General features: G+C 36.2%; 30 protein-coding genes and 1 pseudogene. 27 read left to right on the plus strand and 4 right to left on the minus strand.

Going from position 1 to position 23,772, the window contains the following annotated elements; all coding sequences use genetic code 11:
- The 15 genes and pseudogenes from nusA to dpaB form a co-directional block, all read left to right on the plus strand.
- Window positions 1–1,107: a transcription termination factor NusA gene (gene nusA / locus CQZ94_RS17955; RefSeq protein ID WP_105586450.1), complete on the plus strand. Its 1,107-nt coding sequence runs from the start codon at window positions 1–3 to the stop codon at window positions 1,105–1,107.
- A gap of 11 nt (window positions 1,108–1,118) precedes the next feature.
- Window positions 1,119–1,391: an RNase P modulator RnpM gene (gene rnpM, locus CQZ94_RS17960; RefSeq protein WP_002088161.1), complete on the plus strand. Its 273-nt coding sequence runs from the start codon at window positions 1,119–1,121 to the stop codon at window positions 1,389–1,391.
- A complete protein-coding gene (locus CQZ94_RS17965; protein ID WP_001286519.1) occupies window positions 1,392–1,703 on the plus strand; it encodes a YlxQ family RNA-binding protein in 312 nt (103 codons plus the stop codon).
- Between the two features lie 4 nt (window positions 1,704–1,707).
- A complete protein-coding gene (gene infB, locus CQZ94_RS17970) occupies window positions 1,708–3,774 on the plus strand; it encodes a translation initiation factor IF-2 (RefSeq protein ID WP_105586451.1) in 2,067 nt (688 codons plus the stop codon).
- Entirely contained in the window at window positions 3,771–4,052 is a 282-nt protein-coding gene (locus CQZ94_RS17975; protein WP_002088157.1) for a DUF503 domain-containing protein, read from the plus strand. Before infB ends, CQZ94_RS17975 begins: the two co-directional genes overlap by 4 nt.
- Window positions 4,053–4,067: 15 nt before the next feature.
- Window positions 4,068–4,424: a 30S ribosome-binding factor RbfA gene (gene rbfA, locus CQZ94_RS17980; RefSeq protein ID WP_002173084.1), complete on the plus strand. Its 357-nt coding sequence runs from the start codon at window positions 4,068–4,070 to the stop codon at window positions 4,422–4,424.
- Between the two features lie 90 nt (window positions 4,425–4,514).
- On the plus strand, window positions 4,515–5,438 hold the full coding sequence (gene truB / locus CQZ94_RS17985) for a tRNA pseudouridine(55) synthase TruB (protein ID WP_105586452.1): 924 nt from the start codon (window positions 4,515–4,517) through the stop codon (window positions 5,436–5,438).
- Between the two features lie 43 nt (window positions 5,439–5,481).
- A complete protein-coding gene (gene ribF, locus CQZ94_RS17990; protein WP_105586453.1) occupies window positions 5,482–6,453 on the plus strand; it encodes a bifunctional riboflavin kinase/FAD synthetase in 972 nt (323 codons plus the stop codon).
- Window positions 6,454–6,553: 100 nt separating this feature from the next.
- Window positions 6,554–6,823: a 30S ribosomal protein S15 gene (gene rpsO / locus CQZ94_RS17995; protein ID WP_001229392.1), complete on the plus strand. Its 270-nt coding sequence runs from the start codon at window positions 6,554–6,556 to the stop codon at window positions 6,821–6,823.
- Between the two features lie 161 nt (window positions 6,824–6,984).
- Complete coding sequence (pnp, locus tag CQZ94_RS18000) at window positions 6,985–9,138, plus strand: polyribonucleotide nucleotidyltransferase (protein ID WP_105586454.1); 2,154 nt, start codon at window positions 6,985–6,987, stop codon at window positions 9,136–9,138.
- 154 nt (window positions 9,139–9,292) lie between these two features.
- The gene (locus CQZ94_RS18005) at window positions 9,293–10,192 is read left to right on the plus strand and encodes a polysaccharide deacetylase family protein (protein WP_105586455.1); all 900 of its coding nucleotides are present in this window, start codon (window positions 9,293–9,295) and stop codon (window positions 10,190–10,192) included.
- 86 nt (window positions 10,193–10,278) lie between these two features.
- A complete protein-coding gene (locus tag CQZ94_RS18010; protein WP_002088150.1) occupies window positions 10,279–11,520 on the plus strand; it encodes a M16 family metallopeptidase in 1,242 nt (413 codons plus the stop codon).
- Window positions 11,521–11,655: 135 nt separating this feature from the next.
- On the plus strand, window positions 11,656–11,904 hold the full coding sequence (locus CQZ94_RS18015; RefSeq protein WP_105586456.1) for a YlmC/YmxH family sporulation protein: 249 nt from the start codon (window positions 11,656–11,658) through the stop codon (window positions 11,902–11,904).
- 171 nt (window positions 11,905–12,075) lie between these two features.
- Window positions 12,076–12,978 carry a dipicolinic acid synthetase subunit A gene (dpaA, locus tag CQZ94_RS18020; RefSeq protein ID WP_002160749.1) on the plus strand — a complete coding sequence of 301 codons (903 nt, stop codon included), beginning with the start codon at window positions 12,076–12,078 and terminating at the stop codon, window positions 12,976–12,978.
- Window positions 12,975–13,400: pseudogene (gene dpaB / locus CQZ94_RS18025) on the plus strand (dipicolinate synthase subunit B); the annotation flags it as partial. The gene dpaA and the pseudogene dpaB, both read left to right, overlap by 4 nt.
- 32 nt (window positions 13,401–13,432) lie before the next feature.
- Here dpaB and CQZ94_RS18030 read toward each other — a convergent pair.
- From CQZ94_RS18030 to CQZ94_RS18045, 4 genes are all read right to left on the minus strand, one after another.
- Window positions 13,433–14,980, minus strand: coding sequence for a recombinase family protein (locus CQZ94_RS18030; RefSeq protein WP_105586457.1), 1,548 nt, complete (start codon window positions 14,978–14,980; stop codon window positions 13,433–13,435).
- Window positions 14,981–15,322: 342 nt separating this feature from the next.
- The gene (locus CQZ94_RS18035; protein WP_105586458.1) at window positions 15,323–15,889 is read right to left on the minus strand and encodes a hypothetical protein; all 567 of its coding nucleotides are present in this window, start codon (window positions 15,887–15,889) and stop codon (window positions 15,323–15,325) included.
- Between the two features lie 120 nt (window positions 15,890–16,009).
- Window positions 16,010–16,462: an ImmA/IrrE family metallo-endopeptidase gene (locus CQZ94_RS18040; RefSeq protein ID WP_105586459.1), complete on the minus strand. Its 453-nt coding sequence runs from the start codon at window positions 16,460–16,462 to the stop codon at window positions 16,010–16,012.
- A 12-nt stretch (window positions 16,463–16,474) separates the two neighbouring features.
- Window positions 16,475–16,909 (minus strand): helix-turn-helix domain-containing protein, encoded by a 435-nt coding sequence (locus CQZ94_RS18045; RefSeq protein ID WP_105586460.1) that lies wholly within the window; start codon window positions 16,907–16,909, stop codon window positions 16,475–16,477.
- A gap of 154 nt (window positions 16,910–17,063) precedes the next feature.
- Here CQZ94_RS18045 and CQZ94_RS18050 point away from each other — a divergent pair, with 154 nt between their 5' ends.
- From CQZ94_RS18050 to CQZ94_RS18105, 12 genes are all read left to right on the plus strand, one after another.
- Entirely contained in the window at window positions 17,064–17,252 is a 189-nt protein-coding gene (locus CQZ94_RS18050) for a helix-turn-helix transcriptional regulator (protein ID WP_001038783.1), read from the plus strand.
- Between the two features lie 51 nt (window positions 17,253–17,303).
- The gene (locus tag CQZ94_RS18055; protein ID WP_105586461.1) at window positions 17,304–17,552 is read left to right on the plus strand and encodes a hypothetical protein; all 249 of its coding nucleotides are present in this window, start codon (window positions 17,304–17,306) and stop codon (window positions 17,550–17,552) included.
- 90 nt (window positions 17,553–17,642) lie between these two features.
- A complete protein-coding gene (locus tag CQZ94_RS18060) occupies window positions 17,643–18,230 on the plus strand; it encodes a sporulation sigma factor-processing peptidase (RefSeq protein WP_105586462.1) in 588 nt (195 codons plus the stop codon).
- Between the two features lie 14 nt (window positions 18,231–18,244).
- Window positions 18,245–18,466 (plus strand): RNA polymerase subunit sigma, encoded by a 222-nt coding sequence (locus CQZ94_RS18065; protein ID WP_105586463.1) that lies wholly within the window; start codon window positions 18,245–18,247, stop codon window positions 18,464–18,466.
- 178 nt (window positions 18,467–18,644) lie between these two features.
- A complete protein-coding gene (locus CQZ94_RS18070) occupies window positions 18,645–18,929 on the plus strand; it encodes a hypothetical protein (RefSeq protein WP_105586464.1) in 285 nt (94 codons plus the stop codon).
- A 278-nt stretch (window positions 18,930–19,207) separates the two neighbouring features.
- Window positions 19,208–20,161: a DnaD domain-containing protein gene (locus CQZ94_RS18075; RefSeq protein ID WP_105586465.1), complete on the plus strand. Its 954-nt coding sequence runs from the start codon at window positions 19,208–19,210 to the stop codon at window positions 20,159–20,161.
- Window positions 20,158–21,480: a replicative DNA helicase gene (gene dnaB, locus CQZ94_RS18080; protein WP_105586466.1), complete on the plus strand. Its 1,323-nt coding sequence runs from the start codon at window positions 20,158–20,160 to the stop codon at window positions 21,478–21,480. The genes CQZ94_RS18075 and dnaB overlap by 4 nt, the downstream gene beginning before the upstream one ends.
- Before the next feature lie 2 nt (window positions 21,481–21,482).
- Window positions 21,483–21,671: a hypothetical protein gene (locus tag CQZ94_RS18085; protein WP_105586467.1), complete on the plus strand. Its 189-nt coding sequence runs from the start codon at window positions 21,483–21,485 to the stop codon at window positions 21,669–21,671.
- Window positions 21,646–22,008, plus strand: a complete 363-nt coding sequence (locus tag CQZ94_RS18090; RefSeq protein ID WP_002192661.1) for a hypothetical protein — start codon at window positions 21,646–21,648, stop codon at window positions 22,006–22,008. Before CQZ94_RS18085 ends, CQZ94_RS18090 begins: the two co-directional genes overlap by 26 nt.
- A gap of 69 nt (window positions 22,009–22,077) precedes the next feature.
- On the plus strand, window positions 22,078–22,269 hold the full coding sequence (locus CQZ94_RS18095; protein ID WP_002192662.1) for a DUF3954 domain-containing protein: 192 nt from the start codon (window positions 22,078–22,080) through the stop codon (window positions 22,267–22,269).
- Window positions 22,270–22,824: 555 nt separating this feature from the next.
- Window positions 22,825–23,235 (plus strand): hypothetical protein, encoded by a 411-nt coding sequence (locus CQZ94_RS18100; RefSeq protein WP_033716340.1) that lies wholly within the window; start codon window positions 22,825–22,827, stop codon window positions 23,233–23,235.
- A 167-nt stretch (window positions 23,236–23,402) separates the two neighbouring features.
- Entirely contained in the window at window positions 23,403–23,762 is a 360-nt protein-coding gene (locus CQZ94_RS18105; protein WP_105586468.1) for a hypothetical protein, read from the plus strand.
- The last annotated feature ends 10 nt before the right edge of the window (window positions 23,763–23,772 follow it).

Raw genomic sequence — 23,772 nt, forward strand, 5'->3', positions numbered from 1 at the left:
ATGAGCACTGAGTTGTTAGATGCTTTGCTCGTATTAGAGTCAGAAAAAGGTATTAGTAAAGATATTATTATTGATGCGATTGAAGCAGCATTAATCTCTGCTTATAAACGCAATTTTAACCAAGCACAAAACGTTCGTGTGAGCTTTAATCCAGAAGTGGGAACAATTCAAGTTTTAGCACGTAAGGACGTTGTGGATAATGTGTTTGATCCACGTCTTGAAATCTCTGTAGAAGAGGCAAGACAAATTAATCCAAACTACCAAGATGGCGACGTACTAGAAATTGAAGTAACGCCAAAAGATTTTGGTCGTATTGCAGCGCAAACTGCAAAACAAGTTGTAACACAACGAGTTCGTGAGGCGGAACGTGGTGTTATTTATTCAGAATTTAGTGATCGTGAAGAAGACATTATGGTTGGTATTGTACAGCGCCAAGATGCTCGTTTCATCTATGTAAGCTTAGGTAAAGTAGAAGCTTTATTACCTGTAAGTGAGCAAATGCCAAATGAGCAATATAAACCACATGATCGTATTCGCGTATTTATTACAAAAGTAGAAAAGACAACAAAAGGACCACAAATTTACGTATCACGTACACATCCTGGTCTTTTAAAACGTTTATTCGAAATGGAAGTTCCAGAAATTTATGATGGAACTGTAGAAATTCGCTCTGTAGCACGTGAAGCAGGCGACCGTTCTAAAATTTCTGTACATGCAGTGAATATCGATGTTGATCCAGTAGGTTCTTGTGTAGGACCGAAAGGACAACGTGTACAACGCGTTGTAGATGAACTAAAAGGTGAAAAGATTGACATCGTTCGCTGGTCGAATGACCCAGTTGAATATGTTGCAAATGCTTTAAGTCCATCACAGGTTGTTAAAGTACTTGTAGACGAAGAAGAGAAAGCAACAACTGTTGTTGTTCCAGACCACCAGCTTTCATTAGCGATTGGTAAGCGTGGACAAAATGCGCGTCTTGCAGCTAAATTAACAGGCTGGAAAATTGATATTAAAAGTGAGTCTGATGCGAAACAACTTGGTATTGTGACAGAAGAAGATAGCGTAATCGCATTTGGATTCGATTCAGTTGAAGACGAAATCGAATAGAGGTGATGAGTATGAGCAATCGAAAAGTTCCGTTACGAAAATGTATTGCGACGCAAGAGATGAAATCAAAACGAGAGCTCGTTCGCATTGTTCGTTCCAAAGAGGGCGAAGTGTCTATTGATTTATCAGGGAAAAAATCAGGACGAGGTGCATATTTATCAAAAGATAAAGAAAGCATTATTCAAGCCCAAAAGAAAAACATTTTGGAACATCATCTAAAAGCGAAAATCGACAGTTCTCTGTACGAAGAGCTTCTTGAGCTTGTTGAGAAGGAGTCGAAATAAGTGTCTGATTGGAAATCGTTTTTAGGACTAGCAAACCGCGCTCGAAAAATTATTTCGGGTGAAGAACTCGTTTTAAAAGAAGTGCGAAGTGGCAAAGCAAAGCTAGTATTGCTTTCTGAAGATGCGTCAGCGAACACTACAAAACGTATCATTGATAAAACCACGTACTACAACATACCAATGAGAAAAGTCGAAAATCGACAACAATTAGGGCATGCGATTGGGAGAGACGAGCGAGTCGTTGTAGCTGTGTTAGATGAAGGCTTTGCGAAAAAGCTACGTAGCATGCTCGATACAAATTACCGGGGGTGAAGGTATGAGTAAAATTCGAGTACATGAATATGCAAAAAAAAATAATATCTCAAGTAAAGATCTTATGACAAAACTAAAAGAGATGAATATCGAGGTTTCGAATCATATGACAATGTTAGAAGATGAAGTAGTAAACAAATTAGATAATCAATATAACACTGAAGCAGAAAAACCTTCTGTTGCAGATGAGTTTGAAGTAGAAGAGAAAGTTGTTCGCAGTAAAAAGAACAGCAATAAGAAGAAGAAAAAAGGCAAAGGAAATGAAGACAAACGTCAAGATAACTTTGCTGGAAGACAACAAACGCAAATAGTAGAAACACCAGATAAAATCACTTTCTCTGGAAGCCTTACAGTAGGTGACCTTGCTAAAAAGTTAAGCAAAGAGCCATCTGAAATTATTAAAAAGCTCTTCATGCTAGGAATTATGGCAACAATTAACCAAGACTTAGATAAAGATACAATTGAGTTAATTGCTACTGATTACGGTATTGAAGTAGAAGAAGAAGTAGTTGTAAGTGAAACTGAATTTGAAACATTTATCGATGAGCAAGATGATGAAGAAAACTTAAAAGAACGTCCAGCTGTTGTTACAATTATGGGACACGTTGACCACGGTAAAACAACATTGCTTGACTCTATCCGTAATTCAAAAGTAACTGCTGGCGAAGCTGGTGGAATTACTCAGCATATCGGTGCATACCAAGTTGATGTAAATGATAAGAAAATTACGTTCTTAGATACACCAGGTCACGCGGCATTTACAACAATGCGTGCTCGTGGTGCACAAGTAACAGATATTACAATTCTTGTTGTTGCAGCTGATGACGGTGTTATGCCACAAACAGTTGAAGCGATTAGCCATGCGAAAGCAGCTGGAGTACCAATTATTGTTGCTGTGAATAAAATGGATAAACCAGCGGCAAATCCTGATCGTGTAATGCAAGAGTTAACAGAATATGAATTAGTTCCAGAAGCTTGGGGCGGAGACACGATTTTCGTACCAATTTCTGCAATTCAAGGCGAGGGAATTGACAACTTACTAGAAATGATTCTTCTTGTGAGTGAAGTAGAAGAATATAAAGCAAATCCAAATCGCTATGCAGCTGGTACTGTAATTGAAGCACAGCTTGATAAAGGTAAAGGAACTATCGCGACATTACTTGTTCAAAACGGTACACTTCGAGTTGGAGATCCAATTGTTGTTGGAACATCATTCGGTCGTGTTCGTGCAATGGTAAGTGATATTGGTCGTCGTGTAAAAGTTGCTGGTCCATCAACTCCTGTTGAAATTACAGGTTTAAATGAAGTGCCACAAGCGGGAGATCGTTTCATGGCATTCGCTGATGAGAAGAAAGCTCGTCAAATCGGTGAATCACGTGCACAAGAAGCGTTAGTTGCACAACGTGGTGAGAAATCTAAATTCAGCCTGGAAGATTTATTCCAACAAATCCAAGAGGGTGATGTAAAAGAAATTAACTTAATTGTGAAAGCAGACGTACAAGGTTCTGTAGAAGCAATGGCAGCATCACTTCGTAAAATTGATGTTGAAGGCGTAAAAGTGAAAATTATCCATACAGGCGTAGGTGCGATTACAGAATCTGATGTTATTTTAGCTTCTGCATCTAATGCAATTATAATTGGATTTAACGTACGCCCTGATGTGAATGCGAAGCGTACAGCTGAATTAGAGAAAGTTGATGTTCGTTTACACCGTATTATCTATAAAGTAATCGAAGAAATTGAATCAGCAATGCAAGGTATGCTGGATCCAGAATTCGAAGAAAAAGTAATCGGTCAAGCGGAAGTTCGTCAAACATTCAAAGTAACAAAAGTTGGAACAATCGCAGGTTGTTACGTAATAGACGGTAAAATTACACGTGATAGTGGCGTTCGTATTATCCGTGATGGCGTAGTAGTTTTCGAAGGACAACTTGATACGTTAAAACGTTTCAAAGACGACGTAAAAGAAGTTGCACAAAACTATGAGTGTGGTATTACAATTGAGAGATATAATGATCTTAAAGAAGGGGACATCATTGAAGCATACGTTATGGAAGAAGTGAAGCGATGATTATCGCTTCACTCTCATTCGAGTGTATGATTTACGATGTGCATTCTTTAAAAGAGAAACGAGCAATTTTACAACGTGTGTTAACTCGTGTGAAACAGCGCTATAATGTAGCTGTTTCTGAAGTTGGGCATCAAGATGTATGGCAACGTACAGAAATTGCAATTGTTTCCGTATCCTCAAATCGTGTTGTCTGTGAAAAAGAAATGAATCGTGTACTTGAGTATATCGATTCATTTCCTGAAATTGAACGTACGATAACACATTTGGAATGGTATTGAATGAGGTGAAGAGTTATGAAATTACGTGCGAACCGTGTGGGCGAGCAAATGAAAAAAGAATTAGGCGACATTATCAGTCGTAAAATTAAAGACCCACGTATTGGATTTGTTACAGTAACAGATGTACAAGTAAGTGGAGATTTACAAATTGCTAAAGTATATATTTCTGTTTTAGGTGACGAAGAACAGAAAGAAAATACATTAAAAGGTTTAGCGAAGGCAAAAGGCTTTATTCGTTCAGAAATTGGCCAACGTATTCGTCTTCGTAAAACACCGGAAATTTCCTTTGAGTTTGATGAGTCTATCGGATATGGTCATCGAATTGATACACTTTTACATGAAATTAATAAAGACGGTAAACGTGAAGAATAATGGATAGACATTTGTCTATCCATTTTTTCAATGTAAAATAAGTTTTGCATAATTACAATTACTACAAAAGAATAACGATGAGGTGAATATATGGAAGGTGTAGTATTATTACATAAGCCAAAGGGAATGACATCACATGATTGTGTGTTCAAATTAAGAAAGATATTGCGTGAGAAACGAATTGGTCATACAGGGACACTGGATCCAGATGTAACAGGAGTATTACCTATTTGCGTAGGGCGTGCAACGAAAATTGCGCAATTTTTAACAAGTGAAACAAAAACATACGAAGGTGAAGTGACATTAGGGTTTTCAACAACAACAGAAGATGCTTCTGGTGAAGTTGTGGAGAAACAAGATGTAAATCGTGTCATTACACGTAAAGAAGTAGAAGAGGTACTAGCGGAACTAACAGGGACAATTGAACAAATGCCACCGATGTTCTCTGCTGTAAAAGTTAACGGGAAAAAACTATACGAATATGCAAGGGCAGGACAAGAAGTTGAACGTCCAGTTCGTACAATTACAATTCATGAATTTGTATTACTTGATGAACGTGAAGTTTTTGAAGGGGAAAACATTTCATTTCGTTTCCGTGTAACGTGTAGTAAAGGAACATATGTAAGAACGCTAGCAGTAATGATTGGTGAAAAACTTGGATTTCCATCACATATGTCTCACCTTGTAAGAACAGCATCTGGTGAATTTTTACTAGAAGATTGCATATCATTTGAAGAAATTGAAGAAAACGTGCAAAATGGAACAGTAGAGTCTATTTTCATCTCAATTGATGAGGCGCTAAGTAAGTTTCCAAAAATGGTTGTAGATGAAAAGCAAGCTGAAAAAATAAAGAACGGTATGTTCTTAAAGAATGAATTAGGAACAACAGCACCATTTATTACAGTATTTGATAAAAATGATCGTTGCTTAGCAATTTATGAGCATCACCCAAAACACCCTGGCATGCTAAAGCCAATGAAAGTACTTGTGAATAATCAAGAACTAAAGCTATAATGAATTATTGGAAGGATTATTACAGAAAAAGGTGAATTCAAGCGTGAAACTTATTCATTTAACTCATCCACATGAACAAAATACAATAGAATTACCACCTACTGTAATGGCATTAGGATATTTTGATGGCATTCATTTAGGACATCAACGTGTGATTCGAACAGCGAAAAAAATAGCGGATGAAAGAGGATGTAAAAGTGCTGTCATGACGTTCCATCCACACCCATCTGTTGTATTAGGAAAAAAAGAAGCGCATGTGGAGTATATTACACCGATGCGCCTTAAAGAAGAAATCATCGCAAGTTTAGGAATTGATATCTTATATGTGGTGAAATTCGATGAGCCATTTGCTGGATTATTGCCACAACAGTTTGTCGATGAGTATATTATTGGTTTAAATGTAAAGCATGTAGTAGCAGGCTTTGATTATTCATATGGACGTTTAGGAAAAGGGAAGATGGAGACTTTACCATTTCATGCAAGAGGGGAGTTTACACAGACCGTGATCGAAAAAGTTGAATATCAAGAAGAAAAAGTAAGTTCTACTTCATTACGAAAGTTAATTCGAAACGGTGAAATGGAACAAATTCCATCTATTTTAGGGAGAGCTTACACGGTAGAAGGAACAGTTGTACACGGTGATAAGCGTGGACGTCAAATTGGTTTTCCAACTGCAAATGTAGGTTTAAGTGATGAATATCTGTTGCCACCTGTAGGTGTATATGCGGTAAGGTTGAAGGTTCATGATGAATGGCATGATGGTGTATGTAATATCGGATATAAACCAACTTTCAAAGAGAATGAGCGTCAATTATCTATTGAAGTGCATCTATTTGAATTTAATAAAGACATATACGATCAAAGTGTTACAGTGGAGTGGCACATGCGTATAAGAGAAGAAAAAAAGTTTAATGGAATTGATGAGTTAGTTGCGCAAATCGCTCAAGATAAAAAGATTGCCCAAGAATATTTTGCGAGCGTAAAGAATATACTTGCTTTTTCAAATGAAAAGTAGTATTCTATGTTATGTACTTTATGACAACCATTACTTGGCATTGCGACTCACCGATGCTTGCTAGGTAACTGGGGGTTTAATTATTAGGAGGTGAAATAGGATGGCTTTAACACAAGAGCGTAAAAATGAAATCATTGCACAATTTAGAACTCATGAGACTGATACTGGTTCTCCAGAGGTTCAAATTGCTGTCCTAACGGAGCAAATTAACACTCTAAACGAGCACTTACGTACTCACAAGAAGGATCATCATTCACGTCGTGGTCTATTAAAGATGGTTGGTAAACGTCGTAACTTACTTACTTACCTTCGTAATAGCGATATCACGCGTTACCGTGAATTAATCACAAAGCTTGGCTTACGTCGATAGTCAAAGAAGCGGGAATATTCCCGCTTTTTTGTTAGGTAAAAATATATCTTCTACTCTTTATAGCTTACTTAATTTTCGGCAATACTAGAGGAAAGAATATTGTGATATACTATCCATTTACATAGAAGAATTGAATATTTTAAATTGAGAGGGGTACTTAAATGAGTCAGGAAAAGCAAGTCTTCTCGATAGATTTAGCTGGTCGTCAGCTAACAATTGAAACAAGTCAGCTTGCAAAACAAGCAAACGGAGCAGTATTAGTAAGATATGGCGACACAGCAGTTCTATCTACAGCAACTGCATCAAAAGAGCCAAAAAATGTAGATTTCTTCCCGCTTACAGTAAACTATGAAGAGCGTTTATATGCAGTTGGAAAAATCCCAGGCGGTTTTATTAAGCGCGAAGGCCGTCCAAGTGAAAAAGCAATTTTAGCAAGTCGTTTAATTGACCGTCCAATCCGTCCACTTTTCGCAGATGGTTTCCGTAATGAAGTACAAGTTGTCAGCATCGTAATGAGTGTTGATCAAGACTGTTCTTCTGAGATGGCAGCTATGCTTGGTTCTTCATTAGCATTATCTATTTCAGATATTCCATTTGAAGGTCCAATCGCAGGTGCGACAGTTGGTCGTATTAATGGCGAGTTCGTTATTAATCCAACAGTTGAACAGCAAGAACAAAGTGATATGCACCTTGTTGTAGCTGGTACGAAAGATGCAATTAACATGGTTGAAGCAGGAGCGGATCAAGTACCTGAAGAAACAATGTTAGAAGCAATTATGTTTGGACACGATGAAATTAAACGTCTAATTGCATTCCAAGAAGAGATTGTACAAGCTGTCGGTAAAGAGAAAACAGCAGTGAAACTTTATGAAGTGGATGCTGTTTTGAACCAAGCTGTACGTGAAATGGCTGAGACAGATATGCATTCTGCAATTCAAGTGCACGAAAAACATGCACGTGAAGATGCAATTAGCGTAGTGAAAAAGCGTGTAATTGAGCATTACGAAGCTGAGGAAGCTGATGCTGATACATTAGGACAAGTAAGTGAGATTTTATATAAAATTGTAAAAGAAGAAGTACGTCGTCTTATTACAGTTGAAAAAATCCGCCCAGATGGTCGTAAAGGTGATGAAATTCGTCCTTTAGCATCAGAGGTTGGCCTTTTATCTCGTACACATGGTTCTGGTCTATTCACACGTGGACAAACGCAAGCATTAAGTATTTGTACATTAGGTGCATTAGGCGATGTGCAAATTTTAGATGGTCTAGGTGTAGAAGAGTCAAAACGCTTTATGCACCATTATAATTTCCCTTCATTTAGTGTTGGTGAAACAAGACCAATGCGTGGACCAGGTCGTCGTGAAATTGGTCACGGTGCACTAGGAGAACGTGCTCTTGAACCTGTAATTCCATCTGAAAAGGATTTCCCATATACAGTTCGTCTTGTATCTGAAGTATTAGAATCAAATGGTTCTACTTCACAAGCGAGTATTTGCGGTAGTACATTAGCGATGATGGATGCGGGTGTACCACTTAAAGCACCAGTTGCTGGTATTGCAATGGGTCTAGTGAAATCTGGTGAGCATTACACAATATTAACAGATATTCAAGGAATGGAAGACCATTTAGGTGATATGGACTTTAAAGTAGCAGGTACTGCAAAAGGTGTAACTGCACTACAAATGGACATTAAAATCGATGGTTTATCTCGTGAGATTTTAGAAGAAGCATTACAACAAGCGAAAGTTGGTCGTATGCACATTCTAGATCACATGTTATCTGTTATCGCTGAACCTCGCATTGAGTTATCTGCGTATGCTCCAAAGATTATTACAATGACAATTAACCCAGATAAAATTCGTGATGTTATTGGACCAAGTGGTAAACAAATTAATAAAATCATTGAAGAAACTGGCGTTAAAATTGACATCGAGCAAGATGGTACAGTATTCATTTCATCAATTAATCAAGAGATGAATGAAAAAGCGAAGAAAATTATCGAAGATATCGTTCGCGAAGTACAAGTAGGCGAAATCTACTTAGGAAAAGTTAAACGTGTTGAAAAATTCGGTGCGTTCGTTGAATTATTTAGCGGTAAAGATGGACTTGTTCACATCTCTGAACTTGCACTTGAGCGTGTAGGTAAGGTAGAAGATGTTGTGAAAATCGATGATGAGATTTCAGTTAAAGTTATCGAGATTGACAAACAAGGTCGTGTAAACTTATCTAGAAAAGTATTGCTAAAAGAAGAGCAAGAAAAAGAAGCAGCTAAAGAAGAAAACGCTAAAGAAGAAAACGCACAAGAACAACAATAAGTGAAAGCCAGTTTAGCTGGCTTTTTTTGTTATGTAAAAAATGTGATTCATTTAGATTTTTATGTGAGTATAGGTATAGTTTTCATCATAACGCTCAAATTAACAAAGATAAGAAGAAAATGGTTTCTTTTTTATAGTTAATGGGAGGGTTTATATGAAAGCTCGTATATTAGCGTACATATTTATATTTTCTTTATATGTGGGTTTTGGCTCTTATTCCGTTTTTGCGCAGGATAACTTGCATGAAGAGATTCAAAAACATGCAAAACAGTACGAGATTATGCCGCAAAATGCGATGATTGATAAGATTTGGAAGGCGATGCCTGGGTATAATGGAAAACAAGTGGATATAGAAGCGTCCTATAATAATATGAAGAAAATCAAGAAGTTTGATCAAAAACAACTTGAATTTAAGGAAGTATCGCCGAGTATTCACTTAGAAGATTTACCACCGGCTCCCATTTATCGAGGACATCCAAATAAAAAAATGGTGGGATTAACAATTAATGTGGCCTGGGGTAATGAGTATTTGCCACGTATATTAGAGATATTGAAAAAACATGATGTGAAGGCGACTTTCTTTTTAGAAGGACGCTGGGTGAAAGAAAACTTACGATTTGCCAAAATGATTGTCGATGCAAATCAAGAAGTAGGAAATCATTCTTACACACACCCCAATATGAAAACGCTATCTTCAGATGAAATACGAGAGCAATTACAAAAAACGAATCGAATGATAGAAGCGGCTACGAATCAGAAAGTGAGATGGTTTGCTCCACCAAGCGGAAGCTTTCGAGATGAGGTAGTAAAAATAGCAGATGATTTCCAAATGGGGACGATTATGTGGACTGTAGATACAATTGATTGGAAGCGGCCAGAACCGGGTGTGCTATTGCAGAGAGTAATGCGAAAAATACATCCAGGTGCTATTGTGCTAATGCATCCTACTTCATCTACAACAGAAGCGCTAGATACTATGATTAAAAATTTAAAGGAACAAGGATATAAAGTGGGGAATATTACAGAATTACTAGATGAAAAACGTGTGGATTAAATACATTTGCATGACATTCAACTCTAAACTTGTTATCATTAAATAATAGCAATTATTTAGAGAAACTGGCATTAGGAGGAAAGTTTTTGATTAAAAAATATACGTGTAAAAATGGTGTAAGAATTGTTATGGAGAATATACCAACTGTACGCTCGGTTGCGATTGGTATATGGATCCACGCAGGTTCAAGAAATGAAAATGAAAAAAATAATGGGGTTTCACACTTTTTGGAACATATGTTCTTTAAAGGGACAGAAACGCGAAGTGCAAGAGAGATTGCAGAATCATTTGATAGCATTGGTGGACAAGTAAATGCTTTTACTTCAAAAGAATATACATGTTACTATGCGAAAGTGCTAGATGAGCATGCTAAATACGCGTTAGATGTTTTAGCAGATATGTTCTTTAATTCAACATTTGATGAGGAAGAACTGAAAAAAGAGAAGAATGTTGTATGTGAAGAAATAAAAATGTACGAAGATGCGCCAGATGATATTGTACATGATATGTTAACGAAAGCAACATATGAAACGCATCCGCTTGGATATCCTATTTTAGGAACAGAAGAAACGCTTGAAACATTTACAGGTGATACGTTACGCCAATATATGAAAGATCATTACACACCTGAAAATGTTGTTGTATCAATTGCAGGGAATATTGATGAAGCATTTTTACAAACTGTAGAGCAATATTTCGGTAGTTACGAAGGAACAACAAATCGTGAACAAGTACATAGCCCAATTTTCCATTTCAATAAAGTAGCACGTAAGAAGGAAACAGAACAAGCGCATTTATGTTTAGGATATAAAGGCTTACAAATGGGACACGAAGATATTTATAACTTAATTGTATTAAATAATGTTTTAGGCGGTAGTATGAGTAGCCGTTTATTCCAAGAAGTACGTGAGCAACGTGGATTGGCGTACTCAGTATTCTCTTATCACTCTTCTTATGAAGATACAGGAATGTTAACACTTTACGGTGGAACAGGTAGTAAACAATTAGATACACTGTATGAAACAATGCAAGAAACGTTAAATACGTTGAAAAATACAGGTATTACAGAAAAAGAGCTTGTTAACAGTAAAGAACAATTAAAAGGGAACTTAATGTTAAGTTTAGAAAGTACGAATAGTCGTATGAGCCGTAATGGTAAAAACGAATTGCTTCTTCGTAAACATCGTTCTCTTGATGAGATTATTGAAAGTGTAAACACTGTAACAAAGCAAAATGTAGACGAGTTAATTCGCAATATGTTTACCGATGAATTCTCTGCGGCACTTATTAGTCCAGATGGAAAACTGCCAAAAGGAATGAAACTTTAATCGATTTTGTAATTCATTCGCTTTCGGAAATAACCGTATCTCTTTTATATGAGATACGGTTATTTTTTTTGTATATGCAGAATAGGTACTTATTATAGGATAACCTTCATGAAAAATAGGATAGGGGGAGATTTAATGCGTTTAAGTGAATTAAGTGGTAAAGAGATTGTGGATTTAGAAAGAGCAGAAAAAATGGGAGTTTTAGGTCATGCAGATTTAGAAATTGATGAGAGAGATGGACAAATACAAGCGCTTGTTATACCTGCTGGGAAATGGGGAGGTTTTAAAAGAGAACAGCAAGAAGTGAGAGTAGAATGGAGCAAAATTAAGAAGGTGGGAAATGATATGATACTGTGTGATCTTACGAACCATTCAAGATCGTAGTGAAAGATGACCATTTTGGTTGTCTTTTTTTATCTTTATATAAAGAAGATAAATCACGTGTGCTTTTTGTTTTTCAATCACCTCAAACTCGTACATTACATATGATGTGGAGGAAAAAGAAAAAGTAGGCATTTTTCTTATAAATGAAAGAAAAAGAAGGTGAATTAGGGGATGTTGACTGAGATGCATATTGCTGTCATAGGAGGAGATGCGCGGCAGCTAGAAGTAATTCGCAAGCTAGTCGAACTGGACGCGAAACTTTCATTAATAGGGTTTGAACAGTTAGATCATGGCTTCACAGGGGCAGCAAAGGAAAGTATACAAGATTTAAATTTCACTTCTTTAGATGCGATTATTTTGCCGGTTGCAGGGACGAATGCCAAAGGAGAAGTAGATACTATTTTTTCAAATGAAAAAGTTTCCATAACGAAAGAACAAATTGAAAAGACGCCAGAAAACTTTACTATATATTCAGGTATTGGTACACCTTACTTGGAAAATCTCGTATCTACTACAAATCGCAAACTTGTAAAATTATTTGATCGTGATGATGTTGCAATCTATAACTCTATTCCGACCGTAGAAGGTACACTAATGATGGTTATTCAACATACTGATTACACAATTCATGGATCGAATGTAATGGTTTTAGGATTTGGTAGAACTGGTATGAGTGTTGCAAGAGCCTTTCAATCATTAGGAGCACATGTCAAAGTTGGAGCGAGACGTTCGGAACATATTGCTCGTATTACAGAAATGATGTTTTCTCCTTTTCATATGCAAGACATAGAGAAAGAAGTAGGCAATATCGATATTGTGATTAACACAATTCCGCATCTCGTTGTGACAGCGAATGTTATTTCAAAAATGCCAGCTCACACGTTAGTTATTGATTTAGCTTCTAAGCCAGGTGGCACGGACTTTCGCTATGCGGAGAAGCGTGGAGTGAAGGCACTATTAGCACCTGGTCTTCCTGGGATTGTTGCACCAAAAACAGCAGGACAAATATTAGCGAATGTTCTTTCTCAGTTATTAATAGCAGATGCAATCGCAAAGGAGGAGGATGAGAAATGAGTTTGAAGGGGAAACGAATTGGTTTCGGATTTACAGGTTCACATTGTACGTATGAAGAAGTTATGCCACATTTAGAGAAGTTAATTGCAGAAGGTGCAGAAGTACGTCCCGTTGTTTCTTATACTGTCCAATCAACAAATACTAGATTTGGCGAAGGGGAAGAATGGATTAAAAAGATCGAAGAAATAACAGGGTTTAAAGCAATTAATTCAATTGTCGGAGCAGAACCACTCGGACCCAAAATCCCGCTAGATTGCATGGTAATTGCACCGCTAACAGGAAATTCTATGAGTAAATTTGCAAATGCAATGACAGACTCTCCAGTATTAATGGCAGCAAAAGCAACGCTTAGAAATGGAAAGCCTGTTGTGTTAGCTGTTTCGACGAATGATGCTTTAGGACTTAATGGGGTAAATCTAATTACACCAACAAGGTGACGACAAAGCACGAACGCTTATATGTCGCCATCTTGAGGGAGCTTAGGGTAAAGCACAAGTTCGAAATCATCAAGTCTTTGCCACTTTTCTTTCTTATAAACAGCCTTTTCTAAAACTGATTTTAGGAGGCTGTTTTTCTTTTTTGGATCATCTGTTTTGAAGTATAGATCAAGAACATGTTCCACTTGAGGAATTGTATCTTTCTTTACTTTTTCCTTTTTAATTTCGGTTTTAATTTCTTTCTTTAAGTTTTCCATCGTTGAAGTAATTTCATTAATACGATCGGAAATTACATTCGAACGTTCTAAAAACATATCGACAGTGTAAACGCCACGCTCTAATAAATCATGTAAATTATTTTTTTGTTTTTGGACATCCACTAATTCTTTTTCCAACTTACGTAATGCAACTTCATTCATTTGAATAACTTGCGTTTCTTTCAATTTGTCATCTTGCTTATGTTTTTCAAAATCAGCTTTATAATCGATATACCATTCTTTTAAAGCCTCGAGTAAACGCTTCTCGATTAATTCAGTATAGCTTGATTTGTTTTCGCAGCCACGGTGTTTACAATCCATAGCTTCTTTTCTATTTTTCGGATAACGTTGGACCATACTGTAACCACATTTACCGCATTTAATAATACCAGCCAGTGGATTTTTAATTCCATTTGTATTGTAAGGAACATGATACCTTGAATTTAATTTATCTTGTACCTGTTCAAACAGACTTTCTGAGATAATTGGTTCATGTTTTCCATCAGCAATAATCCAATCTGATTTATCTTGCCTTGCACAACTACGCTTTACAGCATCAGGACGTTTCACTTCTTTTCGTTTTTGCCACGTTACTTTTCCGATGTATACATTGTTTTTTAATATATCTAAGATACTGTAGGGGTTCCATTCGTTTCCTAACTTACTTTTGTAGCCAAGATCATTTAACTTGCTTCTGATTGCGTTAGCGCCCATATCCTCATTTGCATACCAATCAAATATCATTCTTACAACAGAAGCTTCTTCTGAATTCATCGTTAAAGTACGCTCTCGCTTATTTAAACGATGAATATCATATCCAAAGGGCGCATGTGTACCAAGGTAATTCCCAGCCTCTACACTAGCAATACGACCGCGTTGCATACGGCGTGTAATAATCTTTAACTCCTTACGTGCCATAAACGCTTCAAATTCGCTGTATTCTTCATCCCACTCATCATTAAGGTCATAAGTCTTCCTTGGTGTCATAATCTTCGTATTCGAGCGTTTAAACGTCTCTAAAATGATTCCTTGCTCTTTCATACCACCACGACCTAAACGGTCCATATCCATGCAAAGAACAGCATCATATTTGTTATCTTCAATTTCTTCAAGTAGCGCCAACATTTCAGGGCGTTTCACTAAGCTCTCACCAGAAACAATTTCCTCACGGACAGCTAAAATATTTAAGTTCATTTCCTTGGCAATTTTCAACAGGGTAGAGCGGTGCTTTGCTAAAGTTTCGCCTTCGCCACGTGCTTCGGCTTCGAGATCGGCACGGGATTTTCTTAGGTAGATCGCGGTTTTCATAGTAGTACCTCCTCAATAATATGTATTATATGAAAAACAAACATTGTGAAGAAATAAATATGATAATTAATAAAAGAAAGGCCTCTTAAGGGAGGCGCCCCTTTTGTTTTTATGTTAATTATTGTGTATAAGTTGTTTTTGAATCACTGGGAAACGTTCTCTGTTCTCAATTCATTTGTGTTTATATCGAGTTCTTGAAATGGAGTATACCTTAAATATATTTTTGAAGAAAAATCGCAAACATAAAAAGTTTTTCTAGAGAGGTCCCCACCATGATATAAAACTGATTTTTTATCATCGATAATATAAGCGTGGATTAATGGAGTTTGTTTTAATTCTTCTTCAGTGAGAATATCTACTAGATATTCTCACTGAAGAAGGTTTCTTTTTTGTTTGATTTGCAACTAAGTTTAAAAATAAACTATACAAAAGAGCAAATAAAATTATAGCAGGCATTGCAAGCCAACTCTTACTAGTAACCACTAAATAGGAAATAGGATAGAACCAAATTAAACTTAATATCATATTCGCCAATCCCCATTTGCGGGCTTTAGAATATTTTTGTACCGGCAAGTCTTTTTGAAAAGCGTAAATAAAAACGGGTACGAAACAGCATATAGAAATCATCATAAATAGCAGCCCAAACGTCCCTAGGTATAAACTCCAATTATGGGATGGTTTTTCAAATTGATAGAATGCAATTAATGGCATTAAATACATTGCAAAGAACAATAGAAACCAATCGGAAAGGAATTGAAAATCAGTAAGTTTTTTTTGTTCAGATTTATTCAGGAACAATTTGTCAAATTCGTTGAAAGTTTTAAATTTAATGCGAAATTGATAGAATGCAATAGCATTAGTTATCAGGGCAATTAGTAAAGTAATAATTGGTCCAATAAATTTATCCATAGTAATTTCACAACTCCTTAAGTTTTTGATTTAGAGTTACGATATAAATCTAGCAATTGCTTGTATAAATGACTTGATATACCTGTACTTAATAACTATCGCATCAATTAAGTAATAATTTCAACGTAAATGATTATTGTACAGTAACAAATTTTTTAAACGAGCAAAATCCCTTGGAACGCCATGAATTTCTGCTATTTCTTGAATTGATAGATTAGTATTCTGATATTCAGAAATCATTTCATCAGATAATAGAAGTTCGACTGCAAATGTATTTGCTTCAATTTCTAATCGATCTACAGAATACAGCGTTTTATTTCTTAAAAATGGAGTATTTGCTTTTGGGTGTAATAGGGCATGTCCAAGTTCATGAGCACACACAAAACGTTGAGTAGTTTCGTCGATTTGATTATTAATATGAATGAATTTAAAGCGTTTGTATGTGTTGTAAAAACCAAGAGTATTCCCAAGGTCTTCAAACAACACTATAATATTTTTTCGTCTAGCAATTTCAAACGGATTTGTTGTTTCATGTTTTTCTGCGATTTTGAGTGCGTATTCTTTAATTTCCATTTCTCGCTCCGTTCAATCTTTTTTATACTTGTTTGGAGTGAATTTTTGTTTTGCTAATTGTTTTGCCATGCGCATTGAGTTTTCCAGAGAAATACGAATCATTTCTTTTGTATGGTCGTCTATTGGTTCTCCATCAAACATTAACGCTTCATCACTGTTTTCTAAATCCTTTAATGTTTTTTCTAAGTCACGTGCAATATCACGACTATCTTTTTTTGTTAAGTCAGGAAGTGTATTGGATACTCTTGATTCATCTTCTCTTCCTAATAAATAATCTGTTGTTACTCCTAAAACATTAGCTAAATCTTTTAGCATTTCGTTTGAGGGAGTGCTATGTCCGTTCTCATAGTTACTAATGGTGCCCTTAGTGGTATTTACTTTATTGGCTAATTCTTGTTGAGTAAGTTGACGTATTTTACGTGTTTCTTTTAATCTTTGTTTCAACACTTTTAGCACCTCCCGTTAATAAAAGTACAAAGATATTGTACCTTATACAAATGAAATATTAAACTTTGTACAAGAATATTGTACAAATGTGTTGACGTACAAGAATCTTATACTTATAATGAAAGTACAAATAACTTATACAAGGAGCGAGACAGTGAACAAAAATATCAAGTTAATTAGAACCAGGAAAAAAAGTAAGTTAACGCAACAAGATCTTGCAGGTAGAATGCAAGTTACAAAATCTACAATAAGTAATTGGGAAAATGGCTATAGTAATCCAAATCTTGAAAAAGCTATAAGGTTAGCTGCTATTCTTGGGTGTGATGTAAAAGATTTAATTTGATGCATATAAGTACAAGAATCTTATACTTCCACTTAGAAAGCAGGTGAGAAAATGCCATCAACTAACATGGCAGTACCAACAGATTCGTCGCATAAACATATAAAAAGCACTTCAAGAGGTGACACCATGAGCCAACAAGAAGAATATGCAGCGACTTATGAATTTGGAAAAACGAAAGTCCATGTTGTGGCTCCTGAGCCAAAACCGCAAAAGGATATTGATAAGATCCTTCAAGCATATTACAAGGCTGGTTGGGCCATCATCAAAGAAATGCAAGTGAAAGAAAACATTGAGGAATAGTTCCTCTCTTTTTACATGAATAATAGACAAGTTACGTATGTACTAAATTCATTGTAACCATTTTAAAACTAAATATGGAGGCGAACAGATATGGGAACAAGCATATACTGCAATTCAGCGATAGGGGAATTATTACAGAATGCTAGAGAATGTTGTGATAATGTTCAGCTGAAAACGAAGAAAGGACTATCTAAGTACCTTGGCATTACACATGAACGCTTAACTCGTATTGAATCTGGACTTTCTAAACCAGAATTTGAGCTTGCGATGGATTGGTGTCATGCAACAGGAGCAAAGTTGAATCAACAAGCGATTAAACATATTTATGGTGTTGGTTTACCGCCAACAGATCCACGTTTAACTCAAGATGTGAATTTACAATTGATGAACTACATTAAACAGGCTGAAGAGGGGATTAAAGCAGCGAAGGAAATCATGAACTTACAAGTTGCAACAAGGTCATGGAAGCTTGATGAAAAAAAGAGACATGAATACGCAGTTCATGCAAAGGAAATCTTCGATACAATCCAAGCAACTCAATGTGTAGTACAAGCTTTGGAACAAGTACATTTTGGCATTATAGAGCAAACGCAAAGAAGTTGGTTGCAAAAGGCTATGTCAGAAAACGTTATTATTCAATCGGTGGATAGCTTAATGGCTTTAACAAAAGTTTTGTAAAGGAGGAAGTGTAAATGACAGTAGATTACAAGAATCCAAGTTTAAGAGAATATAAGGAACTAATTCGTTATGATGCAAAGTTAACTGGTGAAATAAAAATAGCTAAAACATTTGGTAATGATAAAAATTCAGGAGAATTACAACAAGAGAAGAAGTTAGTGGGGATTCGAATCAAAATTATTGAAGCATCATTCACTTTAAAGCATAAATGGGCAAAAGAAAAAGCTACCGCCTGAGAACAGTAGCTGGCAATATATTTTACAAAATAATTATAACATTTTATTCATTATTTGGACAAGCAACTGTGCTTGTCGTTACAACCAGAAAGGGATTGTTCCTCCATCCCCTACAATGCTCCTTTCTGGTTGTAACGATGCGTACAGCATCAACTCAAATAGAAAGGAGATGTAATTCATGACACATAAATACGATCGTCTTCATGATCTAGTTCTCCCAGGAGACTTTTCATTTGCGAATAAACTTCATAACTGTATGGTTGCATGTATTCATAACATGTTTTATGCAAAATCAGCCGAAGAATCAAATCATTGGGAAGAAGAACTGGAACGATGTATGAAAGAATTTAAAATGCTTCGTGATACAAAAGAAGAACATGAGGCATCGATGAGTTATCGTGTAGTGATTAAAGATTTAAGAGCAAGAGGAGTTAACGTCTCTTTAGTAACACGTAGAAAATAAAAAATCTACCACTTGGCAGAGTGATAGATAAATGGCTTTGGAAAAAATATTTGAATTAATTATATCAAATTAGCATTCGTATAACAACGGAGTGTGTTGCATGCCTTTAGACAAATCATTACATAGAGTGTTGTTGAACCCTAAAGTGTTTCAACAAGCAATATCAAAGCAACACCTAATTTACTTAGTAAATCAATATCTCAAAATAGGATACAAGAATTATCGCTTATTACGTGTAGAGGACGGATTTGCGATATGTAAACGGGAGGATGAATAATATGGCAGTTTATAGACCAGTACATGTTTCATTTTGGCAGGATTCATTTGTTTTAGATCTTACACCGGAGGAAAAGTATTTCTACTTATATTTGATGACAAACAGTAAGACGTCTCAATCAGGAATCTATGAGCTTCCACTTCGTATCATTGAAACTGATACAGGGTACAACCGCGAAACTGTTATGAAGTTATTAGAACGCTTTGCAGAGTACGGGAAAATTAATTACAACCAAAAAACAAAAGAATTGTTCTTAATCAACTGGTTGAAATTCAATCCGATTAAAAATGTGAACATTGAAAAGTGCGTTTTAAAAGAAATTCAATCTGTGAAGGATAAGGATTTTTTAGTTGATTTCTATGAAACTTGCTTGGAATTAGAAATGCAACAAGACTTTAAGATTCCAAGAATTAAGGAGTATTTATCAGCACGTTTGGAGGGGCTTATAAGGGGCTTCCAAGACCCTAGCAAGGAAGAAGAAAAAGAAGAAGAAAAAGAAAAAGAACAACAACAACAAGAAGAACGCGCAGGCGCGGAAGAAGTTGTTGAGGTTAATCCAATTTCTTTTTACGAGCAGAACTTCGGATTCATTACACCTTTTATTGCAGATGGTATTCACGCTTGGATAGATGATTTAAATGCAGAGCTTGTTGTGAAAGCTATGGAAATTGCTTTAGAGAAGAATACGAGAAACATGAATTACGTAAATACGATTTTACGAGATTGGCATCTTAAAGGATTGAAAACAGTAGCAGATGTGGAGGTGGCTGATAAAGCATTTCGTACTCAACGATTAGCAAAGGCGCAACAACCGACACAAGCTCCTTATCAACAAAAAGGCTTATCAGAATCTACTAAGAACGTAATACAGCAGCAACAATCATGGGAACAAAACATTCCAACGGATGAAGAGCTTGCAGCACTTAATCAACAGAATGGGTGGATGGTTCAATGAGTAACGATATGATTCGTAACGCAGAAGCTGAACAAAGTGTTTTAGGTAGCATTATCCAAGAAGGCGATTTAATTAAAGATTGTCAGCTAAAGGCAAAACAGTTTTCTTTACCAACACACCAAGTGATTTTTAAAGCGATGAGAGAGTTAGAAGATGCTGAGGTTCCAATAGACCTTGTCGCTCTCATGGGAAAATTCGATGAAAGCTTTATGAATCAAATTAGTGGAATTGAATTCTTTGTAAACCTGACAGAAGTTGTAACAACAACTAAAAACTTCTCGTATCATGAAGGTTTAGTGATTGAAGCTTGGAAGATGCGACATGCTCAAGAGGTTGCTGGCAACTTATATAATCGTCTTCAGCATGAAAGAGATATAAATGCTATTAGTACATCGATTGATGAACTAAGCGCTATTGAAGAAACAGGTTATTCAGATGAATTTAATCTAAAGGAAACCCTAGTTGATCTGTATAAGAACATGCAAATTGATGTAGGAGATCTAACCGGTATACCAACTGGTTATGACGACTTAAACAGAATGACAGCAGGACTACAAGAAGGCGATTTAATTATTGTCGGTGCCCGTCCTTCGATGGGGAAAACAGCATTTGTATTAAACATTGCTTTCCATGCAGCGAGTGCTCATACAGCAACAGGAGTCTTTTCGCTAGAGATGGGAGAAGAACAGTTACTTAAGCGTATGATCTCAAGTACTGGAAATATAGATGCTACGAAATTAAAAAACCCTAAAAAGCTATGTAATTTAAAGGATTGGGAAAAGATTAGTCAGGCTATGGGCTTGATAAATGATTTACCACTAGAAATATACGATAAAGCCAATGTAACGATGCAAGAGATTTACGCAAAGACTAGGAAACTAAAGCGCAAATACCCAGACAAAAAGGTGTTAGTCGCAATTGATTACTTGCAGCTTATTGTAGGTGACCCAAAGCACAAAGGAAATCGTATGCAAGAGATTGGTGAGATTAGTCGTAAGCTAAAACTTATGGCAAGAGAGCTAAATGTATGTGTGGTTGCATTATCACAGTTAAGCCGTGCTGTTGAAAGTAGACAAGATAAAAGGCCGTTACTCTCAGACTTACGTGAAAATGGTCAAATTGAGCAAGATGCGGACTTGATTGCATTCTTATATCGTGAAGATTATTACGACCGTGAAACAGAAAATAAAAACATAACAGAAATCATTTTAGCGAAACAGAGAAACGGTCCAGTTGGTGTTGTTGAACTAGCATTCATTAAAGAGTTTAGTAAGTTTGTAAATTTAGAGCGGAAGTTCAGTCACCAACAGGAGGCCTAATCATGTTGTTACGTCAGGAAGTAGAGCGTAGAAAACTAGCAATCATTCGTAAATTATCGGGATTAGGACTATCGGAAATTAATGGGCAAACATTAGATCAACTAACATTAACGCAGCTTGAAGGAATCTTAATTGCAAGCTTGCAGGTATTGGAGGGAACAAGCGATGACAAAGCAGCTAACAATTTTTGATGTTGAACGAGTTGTGTCATTTGATCCTAAGAAGGCTCATGTTCATCGGTTAAATTCTAAACTACGTTTTGCTGACGTTGTTGTACAAATACCACGCCAAGCAAAGGCGATTGACGAATTAAAACCAACGACAGCGCCAGATGATCGTTACGAATTATTTGAGGATTACACAATTGGGATTTGGCGTTATAAGCGAGTGGAGGATAAACAGTTTGATTGGGAAGAAGCTGAAGAGATATGTAAGCGAGCAAGGGATAGCAAAGAGCCGATTCCAATACGGCTTCATCTATCCTTGGAACAATCGTTTGTTCCGGAGAATGTTGTGCAGTATTTATAAGCAAATAAAAAAGCCGAGAATACTCCCGACTACTTTCGACAAAGTAATTATATCATGGGAGTGGTGAATGTGGCGATTATTAAAGAAGATATTGCAGAAATGAGAGCGGAAATTTCTTTAGCTGAAAATATGGTTTATATCGTGAAAGATGGACAAGTTCGTCAAATAGAGCCGCCGATAAGTGGTCATGGTGAGCAGTCCTTGATATACAAGAATAAAAAAGTAATTCGTATTGAAAAACGAGAATCAGAGTTGATTTAGCCTAGCTTTTATTTTTTTAAACAAGTTGGAAATTGGGGTAATAATAAACCTTGAATTTTGTTCAGGATGAAGACTCAGTGAACAATTAATGAATATAAGGAGAAATCCCTGCGGGGGCAAGGATTTCGGAGGGGAGAGGCTATTGTCGTACTGTGTCGAAATTTGGCGTATTCGACAAATTAATATTATCACGAATTTTCAAGTAGTTGTGATGTTCGATGTGTCAAAAATGTGTACGAATTTTATATAAAAGCGTTATTTTGTTAAAAAGTAATGCGGAGATAAATAAGACCGCTCCTTTTATCGGAACGGCCGTACAAGTAACCTGTGCTGGAGGTCTCATCAAATAGCTTGAGATGTTTTCTCTAAACAGTATGGACAAGGATTTTTACGATTATACGTAAAAACGGCAGGTAATTGACTAAGTTACCTGCCATGTCCTGAAAAGATACGGAGGAGAGAGCTCCGATTTGAAAGAGTGAAGCCGGTGGGAAGTCGGCTTGCAGGTAGTATGCACGATATAAAAAAGATTATACGAAAAGGGGAATGGGAGATATGAAATGGATGTACAACCTTGATAGCAATAGTGAGATTTGGACAAGTGATAAATATGAAACGAAAGAGGAAGCCATTCAAGCAGCTTTAAAAGATTGGACGGATAGAATGGTAGCGGATAGAGCATCAGTTGATAATGAATTCCAAATTGGAGAATTCAAACAGTATACGCCATGGATCAATGCGGATGTATTGTTGGATGAATTATATGAACGAGCAAACGATGAATGTGGAGGGGTTGCAGATTCTTGGCTTTCAGGGGTAGCAAGAGATGAAGGTGAAAAACTTCAAGAACAAATAAACAAGGTAGTTGAAGGATGGCTAAAAGGAATAAATGAGTACCCTAGCTTTGGATCAATTGAAAATATCGAAACGATAGACGCTAGCAAACTTGAATACCAAGGAAACTAAACAAAATAGTTATTTTAACAACAAAAGCCCTAGCAGGGGAGCTAGGGCAGGGGATAGGGTATTAAGAATTGCCGAATTAATAACGAATGACATCTTCGAATGAATTTAGTGTAACACACAAACTTGTATACATCTGTTACAAAATCATGAACAAAGGGGAATGAGAAATGAATGAAGAGGTACAAAGCTTGGTAGAAAAAACACAGGGATTTTTCCCGAAGGCTTTTGTAAATAGTAGTAACGAATTAATATTTGACCCTAAAAGTAACCTTTATTTCAGATTAGAAGACGTAGAAAACGATTTGGATTTTATATGTAAGATGTTCGCTTGGTTATCAAGACCAATTAGTAAAGGGTTGAGTGATTACAAGTCTAGAAAAATCTTAAAAAGCTTTAATCAGTTATTAGGGACAAGCTTCACAAAAAAAGAAATGTTATTGATTTACAATCGCTTAGGAAATGATGTGAATAGAAAATTATGCATGAAATTTATTGAATCAAATTATGATTTATCACTGTTGAAGTAGCGATTATATA

It is taken from the genome of Bacillus sp. MYb209 (assembly GCF_002975175.1).
Taxonomy (GTDB): domain Bacteria; phylum Bacillota; class Bacilli; order Bacillales; family Bacillaceae_G; genus Bacillus_A.